The 19,810-nt window shown below is 37.8% G+C and carries 21 protein-coding genes; 6 read left to right on the forward strand and 15 right to left on the reverse strand.

Going from position 1 to position 19,810, the window contains the following annotated elements; genetic code table 11:
* Window position 1: 1 nt before the first annotated feature.
* Window positions 2-1,096: an acetyl-CoA C-acyltransferase gene (locus tag MKY06_RS12765; protein WP_176544058.1), complete on the forward strand. Its 1,095-nt coding sequence runs from the start codon at window positions 2-4 to the stop codon at window positions 1,094-1,096.
* A gap of 11 nt (window positions 1,097-1,107) precedes the next feature.
* Here the strand turns inward: MKY06_RS12765 and MKY06_RS12770 are convergent, their stop codons facing one another.
* The 6 genes from MKY06_RS12770 to MKY06_RS12795 all read right to left on the reverse strand — a co-directional run bounded on the left by MKY06_RS12770 (window position 1,108) and on the right by MKY06_RS12795 (window position 8,789).
* The gene (locus MKY06_RS12770; protein WP_064471719.1) at window positions 1,108-1,764 is read right to left on the reverse strand and encodes an MtnX-like HAD-IB family phosphatase; all 657 of its coding nucleotides are present in this window, start codon (window positions 1,762-1,764) and stop codon (window positions 1,108-1,110) included.
* Between the two features lie 17 nt (window positions 1,765-1,781).
* The gene (locus tag MKY06_RS12775) at window positions 1,782-4,988 is read right to left on the reverse strand and encodes a DEAD/DEAH box helicase (protein WP_098399471.1); all 3,207 of its coding nucleotides are present in this window, start codon (window positions 4,986-4,988) and stop codon (window positions 1,782-1,784) included.
* Window positions 4,989-5,120: 132 nt separating this feature from the next.
* A complete protein-coding gene (locus MKY06_RS12780) occupies window positions 5,121-6,338 on the reverse strand; it encodes an MFS transporter (RefSeq protein WP_029321966.1) in 1,218 nt (405 codons plus the stop codon).
* Window positions 6,338-6,877: an NADPH-dependent FMN reductase gene (locus MKY06_RS12785; protein WP_098476645.1), complete on the reverse strand. Its 540-nt coding sequence runs from the start codon at window positions 6,875-6,877 to the stop codon at window positions 6,338-6,340. The genes MKY06_RS12780 and MKY06_RS12785 overlap by 1 nt, the downstream gene beginning before the upstream one ends.
* A 139-nt stretch (window positions 6,878-7,016) precedes the next feature.
* The gene (locus tag MKY06_RS12790) at window positions 7,017-7,655 is read right to left on the reverse strand and encodes a response regulator (protein WP_013057199.1); all 639 of its coding nucleotides are present in this window, start codon (window positions 7,653-7,655) and stop codon (window positions 7,017-7,019) included.
* A 15-nt stretch (window positions 7,656-7,670) separates the two neighbouring features.
* Complete coding sequence (locus MKY06_RS12795; protein ID WP_013057200.1) at window positions 7,671-8,789, reverse strand: GAF domain-containing sensor histidine kinase; 1,119 nt, start codon at window positions 8,787-8,789, stop codon at window positions 7,671-7,673.
* Between the two features lie 336 nt (window positions 8,790-9,125).
* Here MKY06_RS12795 and MKY06_RS12800 point away from each other — a divergent pair, with 336 nt between their 5' ends.
* Both MKY06_RS12800 and MKY06_RS12805 read left to right on the forward strand, forming a co-directional pair.
* The gene (locus tag MKY06_RS12800; protein ID WP_013057201.1) at window positions 9,126-9,464 is read left to right on the forward strand and encodes a hypothetical protein; all 339 of its coding nucleotides are present in this window, start codon (window positions 9,126-9,128) and stop codon (window positions 9,462-9,464) included.
* Window positions 9,465-9,559: 95 nt separating this feature from the next.
* Window positions 9,560-9,844 (forward strand): hypothetical protein, encoded by a 285-nt coding sequence (locus MKY06_RS12805; protein WP_029321972.1) that lies wholly within the window; start codon window positions 9,560-9,562, stop codon window positions 9,842-9,844.
* Between the two features lie 44 nt (window positions 9,845-9,888).
* On the opposite strand, the gene MKY06_RS12810 is transcribed toward MKY06_RS12805, so the two are convergent.
* The gene (locus MKY06_RS12810; protein ID WP_013057203.1) at window positions 9,889-10,446 is read right to left on the reverse strand and encodes a helix-turn-helix domain-containing protein; all 558 of its coding nucleotides are present in this window, start codon (window positions 10,444-10,446) and stop codon (window positions 9,889-9,891) included.
* A 100-nt stretch (window positions 10,447-10,546) separates the two neighbouring features.
* On the opposite strand from MKY06_RS12810, the gene MKY06_RS12815 reads away from it, so the two are divergent.
* Window positions 10,547-11,524 (forward strand): DMT family transporter, encoded by a 978-nt coding sequence (locus tag MKY06_RS12815; protein ID WP_013057204.1) that lies wholly within the window; start codon window positions 10,547-10,549, stop codon window positions 11,522-11,524.
* A gap of 46 nt (window positions 11,525-11,570) precedes the next feature.
* Here MKY06_RS12815 and MKY06_RS12820 read toward each other — a convergent pair whose 3' ends face one another.
* A complete protein-coding gene (locus MKY06_RS12820) occupies window positions 11,571-12,359 on the reverse strand; it encodes a DUF4240 domain-containing protein (protein ID WP_029321977.1) in 789 nt (262 codons plus the stop codon).
* A gap of 367 nt (window positions 12,360-12,726) precedes the next feature.
* Here MKY06_RS12820 and MKY06_RS12825 point away from each other — a divergent pair, with 367 nt between their 5' ends.
* Window positions 12,727-13,155, forward strand: a complete 429-nt coding sequence (locus tag MKY06_RS12825; RefSeq protein WP_098476644.1) for a GNAT family N-acetyltransferase — start codon at window positions 12,727-12,729, stop codon at window positions 13,153-13,155.
* 67 nt (window positions 13,156-13,222) lie between these two features.
* On the opposite strand, the gene ilvD is transcribed toward MKY06_RS12825, so the two are convergent.
* The gene (gene ilvD, locus MKY06_RS12830; RefSeq protein ID WP_013057207.1) at window positions 13,223-14,899 is read right to left on the reverse strand and encodes a dihydroxy-acid dehydratase; all 1,677 of its coding nucleotides are present in this window, start codon (window positions 14,897-14,899) and stop codon (window positions 13,223-13,225) included.
* A 227-nt stretch (window positions 14,900-15,126) separates the two neighbouring features.
* Between ilvD and MKY06_RS12835 the strand changes: the two genes are divergently transcribed.
* On the forward strand, window positions 15,127-16,071 hold the full coding sequence (locus tag MKY06_RS12835; protein ID WP_098196702.1) for an alpha/beta hydrolase: 945 nt from the start codon (window positions 15,127-15,129) through the stop codon (window positions 16,069-16,071).
* 19 nt (window positions 16,072-16,090) lie between these two features.
* Here the strand turns inward: MKY06_RS12835 and MKY06_RS12840 are convergent, their stop codons facing one another.
* The 6 genes from MKY06_RS12840 to MKY06_RS12865 form a co-directional block, all read right to left on the reverse strand.
* A complete protein-coding gene (locus tag MKY06_RS12840; RefSeq protein WP_013057209.1) occupies window positions 16,091-17,017 on the reverse strand; it encodes a manganese-dependent inorganic pyrophosphatase in 927 nt (308 codons plus the stop codon).
* A 255-nt stretch (window positions 17,018-17,272) separates the two neighbouring features.
* A complete protein-coding gene (locus tag MKY06_RS12845; protein ID WP_223272358.1) occupies window positions 17,273-17,461 on the reverse strand; it encodes a hypothetical protein in 189 nt (62 codons plus the stop codon).
* An 82-nt stretch (window positions 17,462-17,543) separates the two neighbouring features.
* Window positions 17,544-17,732, reverse strand: coding sequence for a hypothetical protein (locus tag MKY06_RS12850; protein WP_235567302.1), 189 nt, complete (start codon window positions 17,730-17,732; stop codon window positions 17,544-17,546).
* Between the two features lie 106 nt (window positions 17,733-17,838).
* Window positions 17,839-18,120 carry a hypothetical protein gene (locus MKY06_RS12855; protein WP_029321983.1) on the reverse strand — a complete coding sequence of 94 codons (282 nt, stop codon included), beginning with the start codon at window positions 18,118-18,120 and terminating at the stop codon, window positions 17,839-17,841.
* A gap of 137 nt (window positions 18,121-18,257) precedes the next feature.
* Entirely contained in the window at window positions 18,258-18,485 is a 228-nt protein-coding gene (locus tag MKY06_RS12860) for a hypothetical protein (protein ID WP_029321985.1), read from the reverse strand.
* A 219-nt stretch (window positions 18,486-18,704) separates the two neighbouring features.
* Window positions 18,705-19,778, reverse strand: a complete 1,074-nt coding sequence (locus MKY06_RS12865; RefSeq protein ID WP_013057210.1) for a branched-chain amino acid aminotransferase — start codon at window positions 19,776-19,778, stop codon at window positions 18,705-18,707.
* Window positions 19,779-19,810: the final 32 nt, after the last annotated feature.

Genomic DNA, 19,810 nt, shown 5'->3' on the forward strand with positions numbered 1-19,810 from the left:
CATGTATCAAGCAGCAGTTGTAAAAGCGAAGCGTACAGTGATTGGAAAAGAAAACGGCGCATTTAAAAATTTTCGCGTTCAAGAGCTAGCGGCTCCTTTATTAAAACAGCTTAGCGCTGGAATCGAGCATGAAATTGATGACATTATTTTAGGCAATGTTGTAGGTCCAGGAGGAAATGTAGCTAGACTATCCGCCTTAGAAGCAGAGCTCCCTTTTTCTATCCCGGGAATGACCATTGATCGTCAGTGCGGAGCGGGCTTAGAGGCTATTCGAATGGCCAGCTATTTGATAAAAGCTGGCGCTGGAACGTGTTATTTAGCTGGAGGAGTTGAAAGTACAAGTACTTCTCCTTTTGAAAAAAGAGCACGTTTTTCTCCTGATAAAATTGGTGACCCTGACATGGGGATCGCAGCAGAAAACGTAGCCCAGCAATACAATATATCTAAAGACCAGCAGGATAGGTATGCTCTTTTAAGCCATGAAAGAAGCTGGGAGTCTTTTGAAAAGAGATTGTTTGAAGAAGAAACGCTTCCTCTTTCAAATGTGATGCATGATGAAGCGTTTATGAAAAACCGAAACCTAACAAAGCTGCTTCAAAAAGCCAGCCCCGTCTTTTTAAAAAAAGAAGGTACCGTCACTGCAGCCAACAGCTGTGGAATTAATGACGGGGCCTGCGTTACACTTGTGATGGAAGAGCAAAAAGCACGCGCCTTAGGATTTCAGCCCGTTTTACGTTTTATAGACGCTGATATTTCAGGCGTGTCGCCTCTATCCCCTGCTATTGCGCCCGTTTCTGCGATTAAAAATATCTTGAAGCGAAATTCTCTTACGATAGATGACATTGACTTATTTGAAATCAATGAAGCCTTTGCCGTTAAAGTTGTTGCTTGTATGCAAGAACTGGGGATATCAGAAGAGAAAGTAAATATTCGCGGAGGAGCGTTGACGCTGGGACACCCATACGGAGCATCAGGAGCTATTTTAGCCACGCGTCTTTTTTATGAAAGCAAGCGCCGTGACGTGCGATATGTAATAGCTGCTTTAGGGAGCGGAGGCGGAATAGGAACAGCGGTATTATTTGAAGTAATCAAATAATACCGCTGTTTTTATGTCTTGCTTATCACATTGTGCTGCATTAAATACCGCTCAATATCTTTAAATGTCTCAACTGGAACAAATGAAACGTTTTGTTCGCGCAGTAAATCCTGCAAAGAATCTTTTGCAAATGTGACATCTGCATATTTTGCCGGATGTGAATCCGGCTCGCTGTCTCCAGCAAAATAAATCGTTTCGTATGTCTCTTTTAGTTCTTGAATAACAGCAGATTTATCAATGCCGTAGCGTTCTGAATGCCATCTGTGAGCAGGGTCTAGACGCAAGTGAACATTGTTTTGATGGAAATATCCTTCATTCGAATAAACTTCCACTTTTTCAACACCGTATTTATCTAAAATCGGTTTAATATAGTACGTTGTTCCAGCGCTTAGAATATAAAAATCCCCGCCGTTTTTCTGAACAGTTTTAATAAAAGCGGGCACGTATTCATCAATTGGAATATTCCCTACTTCTTCTAAAATTTTCGGTTCTTCCTGGTGAATGGATTGAAAAACAGTAGATAAAAAATCAATATCTTTCATTTCTCCTGCTTTCCATCGGTGGAAAAGTTCTTCACCTTCTGGAAAATACTTTTCAATCACAATCCAGTAAAAATCTTTTTTTGAAATTGTTCCATCAAAATCTGATACAAACGCCCATTTTTTCATTCCTCACACATCCTTTGCTACATACTAAGCAGTTCTCGAAGCTCTTCTTCTGTCAAACTGGAAAGCATTGTTTCTCCCGGCTGAATAACCTGTTCGATGAGTTCTTTTTTCTTTTGCTGCAAGCCGTAAATTTTTTCTTCGATGGTTCCTTGAGAAATAAGCTTGATGACCTGCACAACATTTTTTTGCCCAATGCGGTGTGCACGGCCTGCCGCTTGTTCTTCAATCGCCGGGTTCCACCATAAGTCATATAAAATAACCGTATCGGCTCCCGTTAAATTTAAGCCTGTGCCTCCGGCTTTTAATGAAATTAAGAAAATGTCTTGTTCTCCATTATTAAACCGATCCGCCATTTCCACCCGTTCTTTTGATGGCGTTTGACCATCTAAATAAAAGTATGAGAGATTATCTTTTTGAAGCTCTTCTCGAATAATGTGAAGCATGCTTGTAAACTGAGAAAAGATTAACAAGCGTTTTCCATTGGCAACCGCACTTCTTGTAATCTCAAGCAGCTGCTCTAATTTGCTTGAATACCCTTCGTAATTTTCAACGAATAAAGACGGATGACAGCAAATCTGGCGAAGTCTTGTTAATCCCGCTAAGATCTTCATTCGGTTTTTATTAAAATCTTCACCGGCTAAAGATGATTTTAATTGCTCTAAATAGCCTACATATAACTCTTTTTGTTCTTTAGTCAGCTCAGATAAATGAGTTGTTTCAATTTTATCAGGCAGTTCTTTTAACACATCCTTTTTTACTCGTCGCAGTAAAAATGGTCTTACAATTCGACTGACCTGCTCCGATGACATGTTTTTAAACTGGCGAAGCCCTGGAAATAAACCAGGAAGAATGGTCTGGAAAATTGACCAAAGCTCATCAAGTGAGTTTTCAATAGGGGTACCGCTCAGCGCAAAACGTTTTTTAGCTGAAATAGTCCTAACAGCTACTGCTGTCTTCGTTGTATGATTTTTAATACTCTGAGCCTCATCTAGAATTAAAGCATGAAAATGAAGGTGCTGATACAAATCAATATCTTGACGCAGCGTTGGATAAGATGTGATCCATACGTCAGCTGTGCGTTTTAGCTTCTCCTCACGCTCGCTCGGCGTTCCTGTAATGGTTTGAACCGTTAAATTCGGTGCAAATTTCTCCAATTCGTTGCGCCAGTTATAAATCAAGGAAGCCGGCACAACAATTAAAAAAGCACTGCTATCTTCATCAAGCTCTTTTTCAGATAGGATATAGGCAATGCTTTGAAGCGTTTTTCCAAGCCCCATATCATCAGCCAGCACGCCTCCTAAAGAGTAGTGAGCCAGAGATTTAAACCACTTAAACCCATTGTACTGATAATCACGCAGTGATGCCTGCAAGGATTCCGGTACTTCCCAATCCATTTCCTCTGGGGATTTGAGCTGTGTAAGTAACCTTTTAAATGCTGAGCCAAACTTAGCAGCTGATTTATCACCCGCACTCATAATCTCTTCCACTTGCATCCCTCTGTATAAAGGTACTTGCAATGAGTTATCCTTTAAGTCTTTCTCGGTTACGTTCAGCTCACGAAACAGATTTTGAATATGCTCAAAGCCTTCGTTTTCAAGAGGAATAAACGCACCGTTATCTAGACGATGATAGCTTTTCTTTTCTAAAACAGATTTTAAAACAGCTTGAACGGTCTGATGATTAATGTCTCCTAAATCAAAATTAATTTCTAATAATCCATTGCTGTTTTTGATGTCAACCGTTGTTACTGGCGCAGAAAAATCCGTATAAGCATAATCTTTCATCTCATCCGTAATATACACATCCGCTATTTCATCAAGCTTTGGAACAATATGAAACAAAAATTCATATAAAGATGATTCATCTTGATTTAAATACAGCTGGTTTTTATAAATGTTTAAAGGAGCTGTTTCAATTAAATCCATCACGCGGTCTTCTTTTTCTAAATCTCGTATTAAGATTTTATCGTACTTTTCAGGTTGAGGTAAAAATGGATTAATTGAAATCTCTCCGTAGTGGTACCGAAGCGTCACAAACAGCTGTTCATCTTCCTGGTCAATAAATACTTTTGCTTTTAGTTCAGGTGCAATAATCTGATGGGATACTTCTTTTGCGATATCCACTTTTCCCACTTTTTTTAGTCCTGGAACGACGTGTGATAAAAAATTGCCCATCTGCTCTTCTGCTATAGGTACGACTGGCTTCAAAGGCGCCGTTTTTCGAAGCCCTTCAAGAAGCATACGCTGATCTTGAGATAGCTCATAAAACGTCCCGTTTAAAAATAGCCACCCGTATCGATCAAAAAATGAAGCTTGATGAAGTTCAGTAAAGTCTAACTCAAATCCAGCTGCCGGGTGCTTATTTAATTGAAACGAAAAAGGAGCTGAGCTTTCAGCAAAGATAATATTTTCATATGAGTGCCCGTCATGAATAAATATAAAGCTCCGATCTTTGAGCAATTGAAATAACTCTTTGGCTATGATAGAGGGAATGATTAGTTCTCTGTTATTTGCAGACGAACGATACATGGAATAAGAATTTTTATAAAATGATTCATTTGTCATAATATCCATCAGCAGCTCAATGATTTTCCTATCTTCTTCTATAAAAAAATGTTCCGCCGGGTCATATTCGAAGCGCTTGGTAAATTCGTGAGTTTTGAATTCTTTAACGTCTGTTAAAAATTCTTGAATGTTTTTTACTACATACGTCCGGTCGACGCCTACTTTCATTTCAAGCGCCACGTACATTCCTTCTGAACGTAAAAATTCTTCTGAGTAAGACTTGCAAATAAATTCCACTTTCAACGGATCTTTATCTGCATATTTTCTGTGGTCGCTTATTGTTTGCTGATAACTTGAAAATAAGTCGATAAAATGATTTACATTCTCGTATTCTTTGCTTTGGCGAAAAGGCTTCGTTTTAATTGGCTGCGGCTTTGCTCGCTCATCGCAAATGGTTAATAAAACAGCTACTTCGTGTTTGCATTCTGAAAACTCGTGATAAGCAGGACAATCGCAGAATGAATAAAAAGAATTTCCTTTTTGTTCAACCATTACCGTATACATTTCCGCCCCTCGAACGGCTGCTGTCCACGTAGTGGTCTGTTCATTGTATTCCAAGTCGAGCACACGTCCCTGCTTGTAATACGTGTGTCCTCTATAGTACGTTCTGCTTGAGTACGAATCTTTTAATTGTTCTTTGTTTAATGTTTTATTTATCATCGCTTCACAATCTTCCAATCGCATAACAGTCAATGCTGTTTCTGTTTAATTTCTATTCAGAACAAATAATGTTCAACGTCATAAACGTTGAACATTATTTGTCAATTTCTCTATTATAACATGCAACAGACATTATAAAACACTCTTAAGCAATGCAGACTGTTTTCGCTTTTTTCTTTTGTAGAGTATCCAGCCCGCTCCAGCCGATGATAATAAAAGTAGACTCAGCCCTAAAAAAGCCAGTCCTATACGATCGTTAGCCGTAACGTACGTAAAGAAGAAAATCAGTAAAATCCGAATTCCTAACGTAATAAAGCGAAAACAGCTGTCGACTCTTCCCACGATGATATTCGGTATTTTTTGCATCATAAACGTATTTCGAGCTACTCTTGTACCTGCATTTGCAAAAGCAAGAAGAAACACAACAGAAAAATAAATCGGCAGAAGTTTCATAAAGAAGAGGATAGATATACCGAGTGCAAAAAGGCTTATATTAAGCATAACGGCTAGCTCAGTGCCTGTTCTTTTCATAATAGATACGATGAATACCCCTGCCGTTAATGCCCCGAAACCATATACCGCACTTTCAATTCCATATGCTGCTGGGCTTGCTTTTAATTCTTGAGTCAGATAAATAGGAAATAAATAGTTCGTCATCATCACAGCGATGAAAGGCATAAAAGAAAGCAGTAAAAAAATAGAGACGGAGCGATTTTCTTTTATAAATGTTAAACCTTCTTTCATGGCAGTGTGTTTCTTGTCGCTTCGTTCACTGCTTTGTTTATATGGAATACTCCATAGACAAAGAAATGCAGCTATATACGTAGATGCATCTACTGTTAAAATCCACTGAAGCGACCAACGAGTAATGACTAGACTCGCTATAGCGCCTGCAAGCATACTCGATAGCTGACCTTGTATTTCCATGATACTGTTTAATGATTGAAACGCATCTTTTGAAAAAACTTCTTGATTTAAAGCAAAAATCGTTGGATAAAAAAACGTGTAGTAAAGGTTTCCGGTTCCGTACAAAATTACGTAGTGAATCGTTGAATAATCGGTAACAAAACCGACGATTACAAATAACATGACCGTGATAAAACCTATCAATTCTACGGTTAACAGCAGTTTCTTTCGTGACATTCGATCAATCAGAACACCTATATAAGGAGTAGCCATAAAGCTAATCACCGTCATAATCAGCATAATCGTGCCAAATAGTCTATTTCCATGTGGAGATGCAACTAACAGTAAAGGAATGGCAAGCATCGTAATACCGGAGCCGATAGAGGATAAAACATTAGCAGCTACTACGGCCTGAAAGCGCCGGTCTTTATGGAGCGCCTTCATCAAACATTTTGCTTAGCTTCTAAAATTTGCTTAGACACTTGTGTATACAGAGTCAGCTCATTAACTAATTCATGAATTCCGTTAGCTGCGTTTTTTCGTAAAGTCCCTTTTTCCAAGATGTCTGCAGGGTCTAATACCAACTGCTTAGATAGAACATTCGCATACAAAGCGCGTGTAACGGTTCTAAGGTTATTTAAAGCATTAATGCCTCCTTTTCCTCCTCCTGATACTGCTAAAAGTGCTACGGGCTTATGCGCAAAATACGCACTGTTTAAGAAGTCAAATGCGTTTTTCAACGCTCCGCTCATAGCTCCGTGGTACTCGGGCGTCGCAAGTAAAATACCATCTGCTTTTTCTATTTTTTCAATTAGCTCTTGTACTTCTTCTGTTTCATACTGATGAGGTTCACCTGTGAATATAGGAAGCGATAATTGGCTTAAATCTAGAAAAGAACTTTGATAGCTTTTGTGAAGCTCTCTCGTCATTTGTGTTGTTCGACCTGTTTCTCTAGGACTTCCATTCATGATAAGTATGTTCATGTTTATCTACTCCTCTGTCGTTTGGTTATACGTATAGTATAGGGATGATTGAACTTTTTTTCGTCATGCTATTGATAGAAAGAAAGCTACCAATATAGACGGAGAAGCACAGAGAAAAACCTACAACTAAAGTCGTAGGTTAGGAAATTCCGTGCTGCACAGCATATAGAGCAGCTTGCGTGCGGTCTTGAACCCCAAGCTTCGATAAAATATTAGATACATGTGTTTTTACTGTTTTTTCCGTAATATGTAAGGCAACACCGATTTCTTTGTTGCTTTTTCCTTTTGCAATTTCTTTTAATACGTCTTTTTCTCGTTTTGTTAAGTGGTCAATAAAATTGACTTTCTTTTCGCTGCTTTTAGTTAAGCGTGTTAGCAAGTGTGTGGTGACTTTTGGATGAAGCTGATTTTCTCCGTTCATTAGCTTTCGAATAGCCGCTACAAGTTCATCTGGGTCACTTTCTTTTAGCTGATAGCCTGAAGCTCCAGCTTCTAGTGCCGGTATCACATGGTCTTGATCCGAAAAGCTTGTTAAAATCATGACTTGTATATGCGGTGCTTGTTTTTTTAATTCTTTTGTTGCTTCGATTCCATCGAGAACCGGCATCGATAAATCCATTAAAACAATGTGTGGTTCTAGGGATGTCGCTAACTTTAAAGCTTCCTCTCCGTTAGAAGCTTCTCCTACAATTTCTAAGTCTGGCTGCGTCTGTAAGAAAAAGACAAGCCCTTTTCGGACAACGTGGTGATCATCTGCGATTAGAATCTTTATTTTCATATGCGCTCCTTTCTGTTATGAAAGAGGAATAGATACTTCCACAACCGTTCCGTTTCCTATGCTGCTTGTAACAGATAGTTTTCCATTTAATCTTTTTATTCGCTCTTGCATGGTTTTTAATCCAAGCGTCGGCAATTCTGCTGAAGCACTATACATAAACCCATTGCCGCTATCTTGGACTTTCATAATCACTTGTTCTCTGCTTATATTTACGTTTAAATGTACATCTGCTGTACCCGCATGCTTTCGGCAATTATTAAAAGCTTCTTGGCCGACTCTCCACAGTGTCTCTTCAATCACAGCAGGCAAAACCGACACACCTTTAATTTGTTCTGTTACGTTAAGACCTAGCATTTGACCATAGCTTTTTAACGCACTGACGATGCCGTTTTCTAACCCTTGAGGACGAAGCTGCCAAATTAATGCTTTCATTTCCACTTGAGCATGCTGAGCGGTTTCTTGGATTAAGGAAAAAGTCTCTTTTAACTGCACATCTTTCGCTAAGCTGCTTCCGGCTTTGGCTGTGACATTAATTGAAAATAACAGTTGATTAACAGAATCGTGAAGATCTTTTGCCAGTCTGTTTCTTTCTTCAATAAGCTTTACCTCCTGCTGAGATTGAGTCAGCTTAATCCGCTTGATAGCCGTGCCAATTTGAAGAGCGACGGATCCTAATAAATCAAGCTCTCGCTGTTCAAAATGAATTTTATGAGGGGCAGCTACATTTAATAATCCAAAGCGCTCATCCCCTGCTTGTAAAGGAACCGTTGCGTGATGGGTAATGTCGTGTGTATCCCCCCACTCATGAATGACGGAATCTTCAAGTCTCTTGCACTCCATAATATTAGACGCTTTTTGAAGCCGGCCATCCATATACCGATCAACACACCAGCAGCTTCCGTTACACATAGGCTGAGCGGTTTTATTTAATAAAGCCGGCGGCAAATGCTGAGCGGCAATCATCTCATGTTTTCCATTTTCGTCAATAAAAAAGATCCATCCTGTTTGTAAATCTGTTATTTGCAGCAGTTTTAAAAGAGCATCGTGAAGCATTGTATGTAAATTAGTGCCTTCATTTAAAATCTCGGCAATGTCTTTTAAAATCTTAAGCTCTGAAATATGATCTTTTTCCATAGCCTCTCTCCTATATGATGTATTTTCCATTTTTTATTTTATCACAATTAAAGACGATTCCGGCTCATAGGACGTTATTTTTAAGGTGTTTGCGCTTAGGTATGTAAGAGTTTTTGACATCAATAATAAAAATTTCAAAAAGTATGTCAGGTAGTTTAACAATTAGCTAGAGTCTTTACGTAAAACGAACTATACTACAGATAATTCACGTAAGAAAAGAAAAAACGAAAGGAAATGAGAAGAAAAAAATATTAAAATTAATACATTGAAAACGCTTCCAAATATGAAGGCATAGTGCTATTATATAATTATTAACAGAATAGGGATGTGAGAAAGATGAATAAATTATTTTTAGAAGAGTTACGATACATTATCTTGTGTGAAGTGCCTATGACAAAGTACCGAGTAGAGCAGCTTCAAGACAAATTTGATCAAAGCCCATACTTAATTAATGAACTTTATCAACTCCTATTCGAAAAGCGTCACATTTTAGCTTTTGTTGATGATATTGAATCATCCCTGTATGACTATATTGTGAATAAAGAAATGATGGATGCTAAAACGTATTATGGAGCTATTGCACATGTAGCAAATCTTTTCGGCGAAACGCCTACATATATAAAATGCAAAATAAAAAAATATAGACAGTCTTCGATTTCAAGTATCAGTGCCTAAAAGTTGCGCACAGCTGATTCAAATAAAAAGCAAAAAAGAAATCCTAGCACAAGGGTTTCTTTTTTGTACCACTAACATATAGGGAGGAAAATAAGATGAAGACATTTTTTATCACGAATCGCTATTCGTTTCTCGAAAAGCAAGTAGATGAATACATGCAATCTTTACTGGTAAAAACACCTGAACAAGTTATTTTATATTTCGAAAGACAAATTCGAAAGTATAAAGTATATTTACAGAAAAAACATCATTACCCAGAGTGTATGGTTCAATCTATCCACCGTTTGATTGAAGAATATTCATTAATTATCATCAGGGTGAAGAAATACATTAGTTATCAAAACAAGCTGATGAATAAACAGCTCTTAGAGCCGCAGTAAAACGAATCATTTTTTATGGTTCGTTTTACTGCGGCTCTGCCGTTTTACTCCTCATATTTTAGCAGTAAATGCAGAACAGCGGGACGTTCTTCAAGATTTTTGTATGAGTGTACATGACTTCCTTCAAATTTTATAGAGTCAAATTGTTTTAGCTCGTATAGCTCTTCTTCTATTTTCATTTCGATTCTTCCTTCCATTACCGTTGCTACTTCAATTAATCCTTTATGATGAGGTTCGGGACAGTATGTAGCGAGAGGAGAAAGAAAGGCTCGGTACATTTCAATAGTTGAATCTATTTGATTTTGAAAAATAAATTCTACTTTCCACGCTTCGTCCGGTCCTTTGAGAGAAAAACCTTCTCCGCACTTAGATACAGCCACTGAAGGTTCTACTGACACTAATTTAGTTAAAGGGATATTTAAACCTGTTGTTATTTTCCACATTACTCCTAGGGTTGGATTAGTCTCCCCTCTTTCAATTTTCCCTAACGTAAGTTTGCTCACTCCCGTCCTATCTGCTAATTCATCGAGTGTGAATTCTCGCTGTGTTCTTATTTTTCTAAGCTCGTTGCCTACCTTTTTCATCATTTCTTCTGAATGCATTTTTACCTTCCTTTCTTTTGTATATTATGGTACACTTTTTTTGTATCTAAGTATACTATAATATATATTTAGGTATTTTTATTAATTAGGAGGAAAAAGTATGAAAGCAATTTTATGGGGGCTTCTCTCGTCCATGTTCTTTTCTGCTACATTTATTGTGAATCGCGCCATGAATGTATCTGGAACAAGCTGGGCTTGGACAGCATCTCTTCGTTTTTTATTAGCACTACCTATTTTACTCATTTTAGTACTTGTACAAAAGAAGTTTACACCATTATGGATGGAAATGAAAAAGCATCCTTTCGCTTGGTTAGGCTGGGGAACTCTTGCAGGAATTGGATTTTATTCATTATTAAGTTTTTCTTCACTTTTTGGACCGTCATGGCTCATAGCTGGAACGTGGCAAGTAACGATCTTGGCAGGTGCGCTCATTTCTCCACTTTTCTATGTAACGATTCAAACTGCAGACGGAAACAAAAAAGTAAGAGGAAACATTCCACTCAAAACGCTTGGTATTTCAACGTTTATTTTAGCGGGTGTGATTCTCATGCAAGTTAAAGAAGCTGAAAACATCACGCTTTCACAGTTTGTGTTGGGTTTTCTCCCTGTCGTCATGGCTGCTTTTTTATATCCGCTTGGAAATCGAAAAATGATGGAAGTTTGCAAAGGGAAATTAGATACATTTCAACGTGTTTTAGGTATGGCTATCGGCAGTATACCGCTAAGTATCATCTATGCGATATATGGATTTTATACAACTGGTATGCCGACAGCTCCTCAGTTTTCGCAAGCTTTTATATTAGCGATGAGTTCAGGTGTAATTGCGACAATGACGTTCTTTCACGCAACAGACTTGGCAAAAGAAAATTTAGCTTTGCTGGGAGCTGTCGAAGCAACTCAATCGGGCAGCATGATTTTTACAGTGTTTGGAGAAGTGTTTTTATTAAATGGGCGTGTGCCAACAGGGATAGCTTTAGCTGGTATGATGGTAATCGTAATCGGAATGATTATGAACAGTATGCTAAACAAAAAAACAAAACTGTCTTCGGCCGGTCCTTCACGTACTCTATCAAAATAAGAAAAGAGGAGATGAAAATCTGTTTAAAGGTTTTCATCTCCTCTTTTTAATATTCGAGATGATTGTTCCAATAGCGATTCCAAAGCACAGGGAATCGCATCTGTAAACCATCCTCATCATCTTCATCCCAATCAAGATCCAAATCTTGCTCATCGTACCAGATTGGATCAAACTGGTCATATTTATCATAATAGTAGTCGTTATCTAAACCTGTCTTTTCTTCATAAGCTTCACACGCTACAGCAAGTAATTCTTCTAATTGAGGAGCATAGCCTTCTACTTCTAGTGGTTGAAGAACAGAAATCATCGTCTCAGGAGATTCAATTGCTTTATAATAAATGTCTTTTCCTTGATATAAAAGCCACGCTCTAAAATAATCAAAACAATCATCTGAACAACCGCCCATTACAATATAAGCTGCTGCCCACAATGAAGAAGTATAGGATTGATCAAAATGCTGATTTAACAGCTGATCAAAGCGGAAAATGTCTTTTTCAGAACGCTTTGCTAGCGTTGAGCGGAGCCATTCCATTTGCTCGTCGACATCTATTTTTGTCTTCGCCTTTTTTATCAGTTCCCAAAAGAGATCCTCTGACATCGTGCTGTCTTTCATTACTTGCATTGAACAAGTTAAAGGCTTATACCCTTTCTTCAATTTTGCACGAATCAGCTTTTCAGCTTCCGCTTCACAAGCTTCTGCGGAAGCAAACTCTTTTACTTGCATGCGACCGGCTGTATCAACTTTTCCAAAGTGAATGACTAACTTGCTGTCTCTTCTTTCAACTTTCCAAAATTTATTCGATTGCTCATCTTTATACACTAAGGTTATTTGCATGATACATTCCCCTTTTTCATCCTACTACTATTGTGAATATTTCTCTTTTTACAAGTTATGTAGAGCCATGGCGCTTCATAATACATTTTCTTTCCTTTTGTAACATGTTCCAGTTGATTTTAATTCTTTCTAAAGTTTGTTAAAAGCTGAAGCGCTATTTTTTGATTATATTTCGCTCAGCATTTAAATTTAATGCTACTGATACAGTTCAAACAGCGAGAAATTAAAACATCATGTATGTAATATTTCACTTGTTTGTTTTTTTTGTTGCATTTACAACATTTTGTTTTTCCTTTATACTCTTTCATATCAGATATCTTTATTATACAAAAAAGAATCATAAATTCGCAGCAAAGGAAGGATTTTAATGAAAATTAAGCAAGTTACAACAAAAGAGCAGCTTGAAGAAGTATTTCATATACGTAAAACAGTGTTTGTTGAAGAACAAGGCGTGCCATTAAAAGATGAATTTGATGAACATGAGGAAACGGCAAAACATATGTTGATTTACTATAACAATGAACCGGCAGCTTCTGGTAGATTCCGCATAGTAGACGATTACGCCAAAATAGAGCGGATATGCGTATTAAACGAATTTAGAAAATACGGGCTCGGAAAAGAAGTGGTGGCCAGCTTGGAAGAAGCAGCGAAAAAAGAAGGATTAACTCAAGCTAAGCTTCACGGTCAAGTTCAAGCTGAATCATTTTATCATAAATTAGGGTATAAGACTGTTTCTGATGTATTTATGGAAGACGGTATTCCACACGTTATAATGAAAAAAGAATTTACGTTTTAAAAATCTTCTTGTACACAGTTACTTCAGTAAAGAAAAAGGCTCTCTACTGAGAGCCTTTTTTGTACTATTAGATTTTCATAATTCCGCCTGTGCTTGCAGAAGTTACAAGTTTAGAATATCTTGCAAGATAGCCTTTTTTCACTTTTGGCTCAAAGCCTTTCCAGTTTGCTTTTCGTTCTTCCCAAACATCTGGAGAAACTTGAACATTCATCGAACGATCTTCAATGTCAATCACGATGTGGTCGCCATCTTCTACAAATGCTAGCGGGCCGCCTTCAGCAGCTTCTGGAGATGCGTGGCCAATTGATAATCCACGAGAAGCGCCAGAGAAGCGTCCGTCCGTTAATAGAGCTACTTTTGCACCTAGTCCCATTCCCATGATTTGAGAAGTTGGAGCTAGCATTTCAGGCATTCCCGGGCCGCCTTTTGGTCCTTCATAACGAATGACTACGACATGTCCTTCTTTTACTTTGCCGTTAGCAATACCGTGCAGCGCCTCGTCTTGAGACTCAAATACAATTGCTGGTCCTTCGTGGCGAGTAATGCCGTCTTGAACACCGCCTGTTTTAATAATCGCGCCGTCTGGAGCTAAGTTACCAAATAATACAGCAAGTCCGCCTTTTTCGGTGAACGGCTTATCGATTGGATGGATAACGTTATAGTCTTTTACATCGCATCCGGCAATGTTTTCACCTAGCGTTTTTCCAGTAACTGTCATAGTATCTAAATGAAGAGCCCCTTCTTTTTTAGATAGCTCGTTTAAAGCAGCTGATACGCCTCCTGCTTCATGTAAGTCTTCAATAAATACATCAGAAGCCGGAGCCAGCTTTGCCAAGTGAGGCACGCGTTCTGCCACTTCATTAATACGCTCTAATGGATACTCAATTTCAGCTTCATTCGCAAGAGCTAGCGTATGAAGAACTGTATTTGTAGAACCACCTAACGCCATGTCCAAAGCAAACGCGTTGTCGATTGCTTTTTCTGTTACGATATCACGTGGTTTTAAATCTAATTTAATTAATTCCATAAGCTGTTTAGCTGATTTCTTAACGAATTCTCTACGTTCAGGAGCAACGGCTAAGATTGTACCGTTTCCAGGTAAAGCAAGTCCTAACGCTTCAGCTAAGCAGTTCATTGAGTTCGCTGTAAACATTCCTGAACAAGATCCGCATGTCGGACAGCCGAATTGTTCTAATTCAAGTAATCCCTTATCATCAAGTTTACCAGCTTGATGAGCTCCTACGCCTTCAAATACTGAAGAAAGAGAAATCTTACGACCGTCGCTCGTTACGCCAGCCTTCATTGGTCCGCCGCTAACAAAAACTGTCGGAATATTCAGACGTAATGAAGCCATTAACATCCCAGGCGTGATTTTATCACAGTTTGGAATACATACCATTCCATCAAACCAGTGAGCAGATACTACCGTTTCAACTGAGTCAGCAATGATTTCACGACTTGGTAATGAATAGCGCATACCGATATGTCCCATCGCAATACCGTCATCTACACCGATAGTGTTCATTTCAAAAGGTACGCCACCAGCTTCGCGAATCGCATCTTTTACGATTTTACCAAACTCTTGCAAGTGAACATGACCTGGTACAATATCAATATATGAATTGACAACCGCAATAAACGGTTTGCCGAAATCCTCTTCTTTTACACCAGCTGCACGCAGTAGGCTGCGGTGCGGTGCTCTGTCGAATCCTTTTTTGATCATGTTACTTCTTAATTCTGCCACAATAATTCCCTCCGTATTCATCTAACCTATTAAAAACTGAATCTTTTTAAATTGTTTAATAATTTTTAATATAAATACTAATTTAACAAATCACATAAAGGTTTGTAAAGGTTTATGACAAAATAATCATTTTTTATTTCAAAATAGTAAAATCACCCGCATAAATCAGTATAATATATACATATATCCCTTATTTTACAAGGGGGGGCGGAAGGTGGATGCTGAGCATGAAACAATCCTTTTATTACAGAGGTCATCAGGAAAAAGAAATATTTGCACAAAAATGGGATGTTGAAAACAATTCTGCAAAAGGCGTTGTTCAAATAGCCCATGGGATGGCCGAACATATTGGACGCTACGAATACTTTGCTAATGTATTAACTCAACATGGCTACATCGTATATGGAAATGATCACCGCGGTCACGGTCAAACAGCTTTAAAAGATGAAGAAAAGCGTTTTTTTGCTGAAGAAAATGGTTTTGACACCGTAGTTTACGACATGATTGCTCTGACTAATCACATTTCAACGGAACACTCCGGTCTACCAATCTTTCTTTTCGGTCACAGCATGGGTTCTTTTCTAACGAGAAGATATATTCAATTGAATACAGAGCACATTTATGGTGTGATGCTCTCAGGTACTGGCAGCATTCCTTCCCTTTCACTGAAGGGCGGCATATTAGCTGCGACAATAGAGAAAAAAAGAAAAGGATTACGATCTGCTAGTCCATTGCTTGATAAACTTTCTTTTGGACAGTATAACAAATCCTTTCATCCTGCTCGAACACCTTTTGATTGGTTAAGTCAAGATAATGAGGCTGTAGATTTATATGTAAATGACCCTTACTGCGGAGGAGTTTTCACAGCGGGATTTTTCTATGACTTATTAACAGGAATCAAACAAATCTCTAACTTAGCTAATATAAAGCTAGTACCATCAAACCTGCCTGTTTATTTAATATCTGGAGAACATGACCCAGTAGGCAGCTATACAAAAGGGGTACTCAAAGTATATAACGACTTTAAAAAAGCCGGATTGCAGGACGTAAGCTACCGCTTTTTTACACAGTGCCGTCATGAGTTGCTTAATGAATTAAATAAAGATGAAGTGATAGAAGATATACTAAATTGGCTTGACGTGCAAATGGACAAAAAAACGGTTCGTGTCTAGACACGAACCGTTTTTTTTATTAAGCAAATACAGATGTTAATACAGGCACTACTTGTTTTTTACGTGATACAACGCCTTCTAAGACAGCTGTATTGTTTTCAAGCGTTACGTTGTATGCTTCTTCTACTTTTGAAGCAGCAGAACCTAATGCTAATGCAGTAGAGTTGCTGTTTAAAATATCTGTAACAACTAAAAGGAATAATTGTAATCCTTTTTCTTCGATTGTTTTAGTAATAGCTTCTTCCAATTCAACTTTGCGCACTAAAACGTCGTTTACGTCAATTGCATTCACTTGTGCAATTTCTACTTTGCTTGTACCCATGCTGAATTCTTTAGCATCTAATGAAATTAATTGTGAAGCTGTTTTATCGCCTAAGTCAGCTCCAGCTTTCAGCATTGCTAATCCGTACTCTTCTGCATCTACGCCTGCAATTTCCGCTAATTCTTTAGCAGCTGCAACGTCCTGGTCTGTGCAAGTTGGTGATTTGAATAATAAAGAATCAGAAATGATAGCTGATAGCATAAGACCTGCGATGTTAGGTTCGATTTCTACGCCGTTTTCTTTATACATCTTGTTTAAGATCGTTGCCGTACATCCAACTGGCTCTGCACGATAGTATAAAGGATCTGCTGTTTCAAAGTTAGCAATACGGTGATGATCAATTACTTCAAGCACACGAACTTGATCAATATCGTTTGCACTTTGTTGGCGTTCGTTGTGGTCCACTAAAATAACTTCATTTGTTTCTTTAGATACTTCATCAACGAAACGTGGTAGTTCAGCGTTGAACTTTTCAAGAGCAAATTGCGTTTCACCGTTAATATCGCCTAATCGAACTGGTTCAGCGTCTACACCTAATTTATTCTTTAAATCAGCGTATGCAATTGCAGAACAGATTGTATCTGTGTCAGGATTTTTATGTCCAAAAATTAACGTCTTTGCCATCTTAAATCTCTCTCCTTCTTACGTATGTAAATAGCATTCTTGCGTAAATTTAGTTAATTCGTTCACGCAACATTGCCATTTTAACATAAACTTTTACATTATTTTAATTTTTTTGCGAAAAATGATATTCATCCGCAGATATTTTGCCATTTTGTATCTTTTTCATAGTAAAAACACCTCTATTTCCGATATAAATAGAGGGTTTTATACGTTCATTATATAAAAGTTAGCGATAAAACACAACCCGTCTCTCTATTACTTGATAGATAACTTAAACGCAGTATCTTGCCACTTTTGATAAAGAAAAAGTAGAACAGCAACAACCATCATTAGTACAAATAATAAAAAATGATTCATTTCCTTCAGTGTATAAATATTTAGCTTTTCAAAAATAGGATTCATAACAAATGCTTGAAACAAATCAAATGCTGCATTGATAATCATAAACATCCAAAAGCCAGGATAGGTAAAATAAAAAATAAAAAGCGTGCCTATTATAAATATGCCAAAAGGAAAAGGCGTCATATTAACGAAGAAAAAAAAGAGTTTTATTCACTTCCCACCAGTTAAAGCCATCTGCAATTTGAAAAACCATCGTTAACAATACCACTCCAAATAGTGATACAGCCATATACCGCTTCACTCGCTCTTTATCCACTGCAAAAAGCAATAGCCAAGGACCGATAAAAAACATCCACATTACAATTTGCGCCATGAACATTCCGCCTTTCATTTCAAAAAAAGAGAATATACATTACTCTGTCCTTATTTGTGTAAAAGAACCAAAAAAAGCACCCCTTATGAAGGGGTGCTTTTTTTGGTTATCGTCGCAGTGTAAAATCGAAATGTTCATTTACTTTGGCTCCTAGCTCTTCAAGAAACTGCTGAGCCGTCATTCCTTCTACGCTTTGGGTATACCAAGCAAGCTGAGATTTTTTATGAACATTGTTGTAATATACATCTCTTGACCAATATGTTTTTGATCGGTATGTATAATTAAAGTGAATGAATAGTTCACTCCCGTCTGGACACTGCAACAATACGCGGTAATGTGGATTACGACGATTTTTATCTAAACTCATTTCTTTGATCTGTGCTAACATTATTCACCTCTAAAGCCATTACTTAATCATTTAAAGGTAAATGCCACACCTCGCTATATCCTAGCTCTGCCATCAACTAGAAAATCATATATTTTCTAAAATTCTACACGATATAGGACAAAAGAGGAAGAGATAATTTATTGATGGACGTGTAAAGTTTCATATAAATCTTTTAGCTGCTCAGGGTATTGAGACCTTACGTAATAACCCGTGGGACGGTGCTCGATTAAATGAGAAGCAAACAAATAGCCGATGAGCACGTGCATTTGTTCATCTGAGGTTTCTTGGCTTAATTCTCTTTCGAGTCGTTCAGCTAAGTGTGAAGCCAGCTGTTTAATTTTTTCATCATGTGATAAAAAAAGCATTTTGTTCCCCCTTATAACGAATAAGTAATGCTGTGAATTTCAATAAAGACAAAGTATTGCTTTTATAAGGGAAATTATACTTTTATTTTACAATAAAAGTATATAAATAGTTCTAAATATTCAAAAAAATAACTCGTTTCTTTTGGACTATTCGGCAATAAAAAAAGAAGCGGGAGCTGTCCGCTTCTTTTACGTAAAAAGATATTTGACTACCGAAATTTATTCTACTTCCACTGCCCAGCCGAATGGGTCTTCCACTGTACCATTTTGAATACCTGTTAGAGTGTCATACAGTTTTTGTGATACTTCTCCTGTGTTTCCATCGTTGATGACCATTTTCTCGTTATTCCAAAATAGTTCGCCAATTGGAGAAATAACTGCAGCTGTACCTGTTCCAAATGCCTCTTCTAGTTTGCCTTCGGAATAAGCTTGCTTAATTTCTTCCATAGAAATACGGCGCTCAGTTACAGGCATATCCCAGTGTTTTAGCAGCTCAATGATAGATTTACGCGTAATTCCTTCCAAAATGCTTCCGTTCACAGATGGCGTTACTACTTCTCCATCGATTTTGAAGAAAATATTCATGCTTCCTACTTCTTCAATGTACTTGCGTTCAACTCCGTCTAACCACAGTACTTGTGAATAGCCTTTTGAGTCAGAAAGCTGCTGAGCTTTTAAGCTTGAAGCATAGTTTCCGCCTGTTTTAGCTGTCCCTGTCCCTCCGGCTACAGCACGAACAAATTCGCTTTCAACCGCAATTTTTACAGGAGCAATCCCTTCTTTGTAATATGAACCAACTGGAGAAAGAATAATGATAAATTGATAGCGGTCAGATGGCGCTACTCCTAAGTAAGGCTCTGTTGCGATGACAAACGGGCGAATGTATAGTGATGTACCTTCAGCAGTAGGAATCCATTCGCGGTCAATTTTAATCAGCTGCTTTAACGCTTCTAGCGCTAAGTTTTCATCAACATGAGGAATACAAAGACGATCGTTTGATTTATTTAAACGTTTGAAGTTCTCATCTGGTCTAAATAATAATACTTGCTCTTTTTTTGTTACATATGCTTTTAGTCCTTCAAAAACAGACTGCCCGTAATGAAAGATCATGGATGCCGGATCTAATGTGATAGGTTGATAAGGGACAATACGAGCATCGTGCCATCCTTGGCCTTCTGTATAATCCATAATGAACATATGGTCCGTAAAGACTTTCCCGAATTGCAATTGATCAGATTGCGGCTTTTCTTTTTTTGTTTGACTTAGTGTTACATCGATTGAATAAGTTGTCATAGTTGTTTCTCCTTGCTCTTTATATTTACGGG

Source organism: Priestia sp. FSL P4-0332 (genome assembly GCF_038005845.1).
Lineage (GTDB): Bacteria > Bacillota > Bacilli > Bacillales > Bacillaceae_H > Priestia.

What these genes read in the sequence shown, in the direction of transcription:
- MKY06_RS12765 (WP_176544058.1), top strand. Translation starts at nt 2, where the DNA reads ATGTATCAAGCAGCAGTTGTAAAAGCGAAGCGTACAGTGATTGGAAAA.
- MKY06_RS12770 (WP_064471719.1), bottom strand. Translation starts at nt 1,764, where the DNA reads ATGAAAAAATGGGCGTTTGTATCAGATTTTGATGGAACAATTTCAAAA.
- MKY06_RS12775 (WP_098399471.1), bottom strand. Translation starts at nt 4,988, where the DNA reads ATGATAAATAAAACATTAAACAAAGAACAATTAAAAGATTCGTACTCA.
- MKY06_RS12780 (WP_029321966.1), bottom strand. Translation starts at nt 6,338, where the DNA reads ATGAAGGCGCTCCATAAAGACCGGCGCTTTCAGGCCGTAGTAGCTGCT.
- MKY06_RS12785 (WP_098476645.1), bottom strand. Translation starts at nt 6,877, where the DNA reads ATGAACATACTTATCATGAATGGAAGTCCTAGAGAAACAGGTCGAACA.
- MKY06_RS12790 (WP_013057199.1), bottom strand. Translation starts at nt 7,655, where the DNA reads ATGAAAATAAAGATTCTAATCGCAGATGATCACCACGTTGTCCGAAAA.
- MKY06_RS12795 (WP_013057200.1), bottom strand. Translation starts at nt 8,789, where the DNA reads ATGGAAAAAGATCATATTTCAGAGCTTAAGATTTTAAAAGACATTGCC.
- MKY06_RS12800 (WP_013057201.1), top strand. Translation starts at nt 9,126, where the DNA reads ATGAATAAATTATTTTTAGAAGAGTTACGATACATTATCTTGTGTGAA.
- MKY06_RS12805 (WP_029321972.1), top strand. Translation starts at nt 9,560, where the DNA reads ATGAAGACATTTTTTATCACGAATCGCTATTCGTTTCTCGAAAAGCAA.
- MKY06_RS12810 (WP_013057203.1), bottom strand. Translation starts at nt 10,446, where the DNA reads ATGCATTCAGAAGAAATGATGAAAAAGGTAGGCAACGAGCTTAGAAAA.
- MKY06_RS12815 (WP_013057204.1), top strand. Translation starts at nt 10,547, where the DNA reads ATGAAAGCAATTTTATGGGGGCTTCTCTCGTCCATGTTCTTTTCTGCT.
- MKY06_RS12820 (WP_029321977.1), bottom strand. Translation starts at nt 12,359, where the DNA reads ATGCAAATAACCTTAGTGTATAAAGATGAGCAATCGAATAAATTTTGG.
- MKY06_RS12825 (WP_098476644.1), top strand. Translation starts at nt 12,727, where the DNA reads ATGAAAATTAAGCAAGTTACAACAAAAGAGCAGCTTGAAGAAGTATTT.
- MKY06_RS12835 (WP_098196702.1), top strand. Translation starts at nt 15,127, where the DNA reads ATGAAACAATCCTTTTATTACAGAGGTCATCAGGAAAAAGAAATATTT.
- MKY06_RS12840 (WP_013057209.1), bottom strand. Translation starts at nt 17,017, where the DNA reads ATGGCAAAGACGTTAATTTTTGGACATAAAAATCCTGACACAGATACA.
- MKY06_RS12845 (WP_223272358.1), bottom strand. Translation starts at nt 17,461, where the DNA reads ATGATTATCAATGCAGCATTTGATTTGTTTCAAGCATTTGTTATGAAT.
- MKY06_RS12850 (WP_235567302.1), bottom strand. Translation starts at nt 17,732, where the DNA reads ATGGCGCAAATTGTAATGTGGATGTTTTTTATCGGTCCTTGGCTATTG.
- MKY06_RS12855 (WP_029321983.1), bottom strand. Translation starts at nt 18,120, where the DNA reads ATGTTAGCACAGATCAAAGAAATGAGTTTAGATAAAAATCGTCGTAAT.
- MKY06_RS12860 (WP_029321985.1), bottom strand. Translation starts at nt 18,485, where the DNA reads ATGCTTTTTTTATCACATGATGAAAAAATTAAACAGCTGGCTTCACAC.
- MKY06_RS12865 (WP_013057210.1), bottom strand. Translation starts at nt 19,778, where the DNA reads ATGACAACTTATTCAATCGATGTAACACTAAGTCAAACAAAAAAAGAA.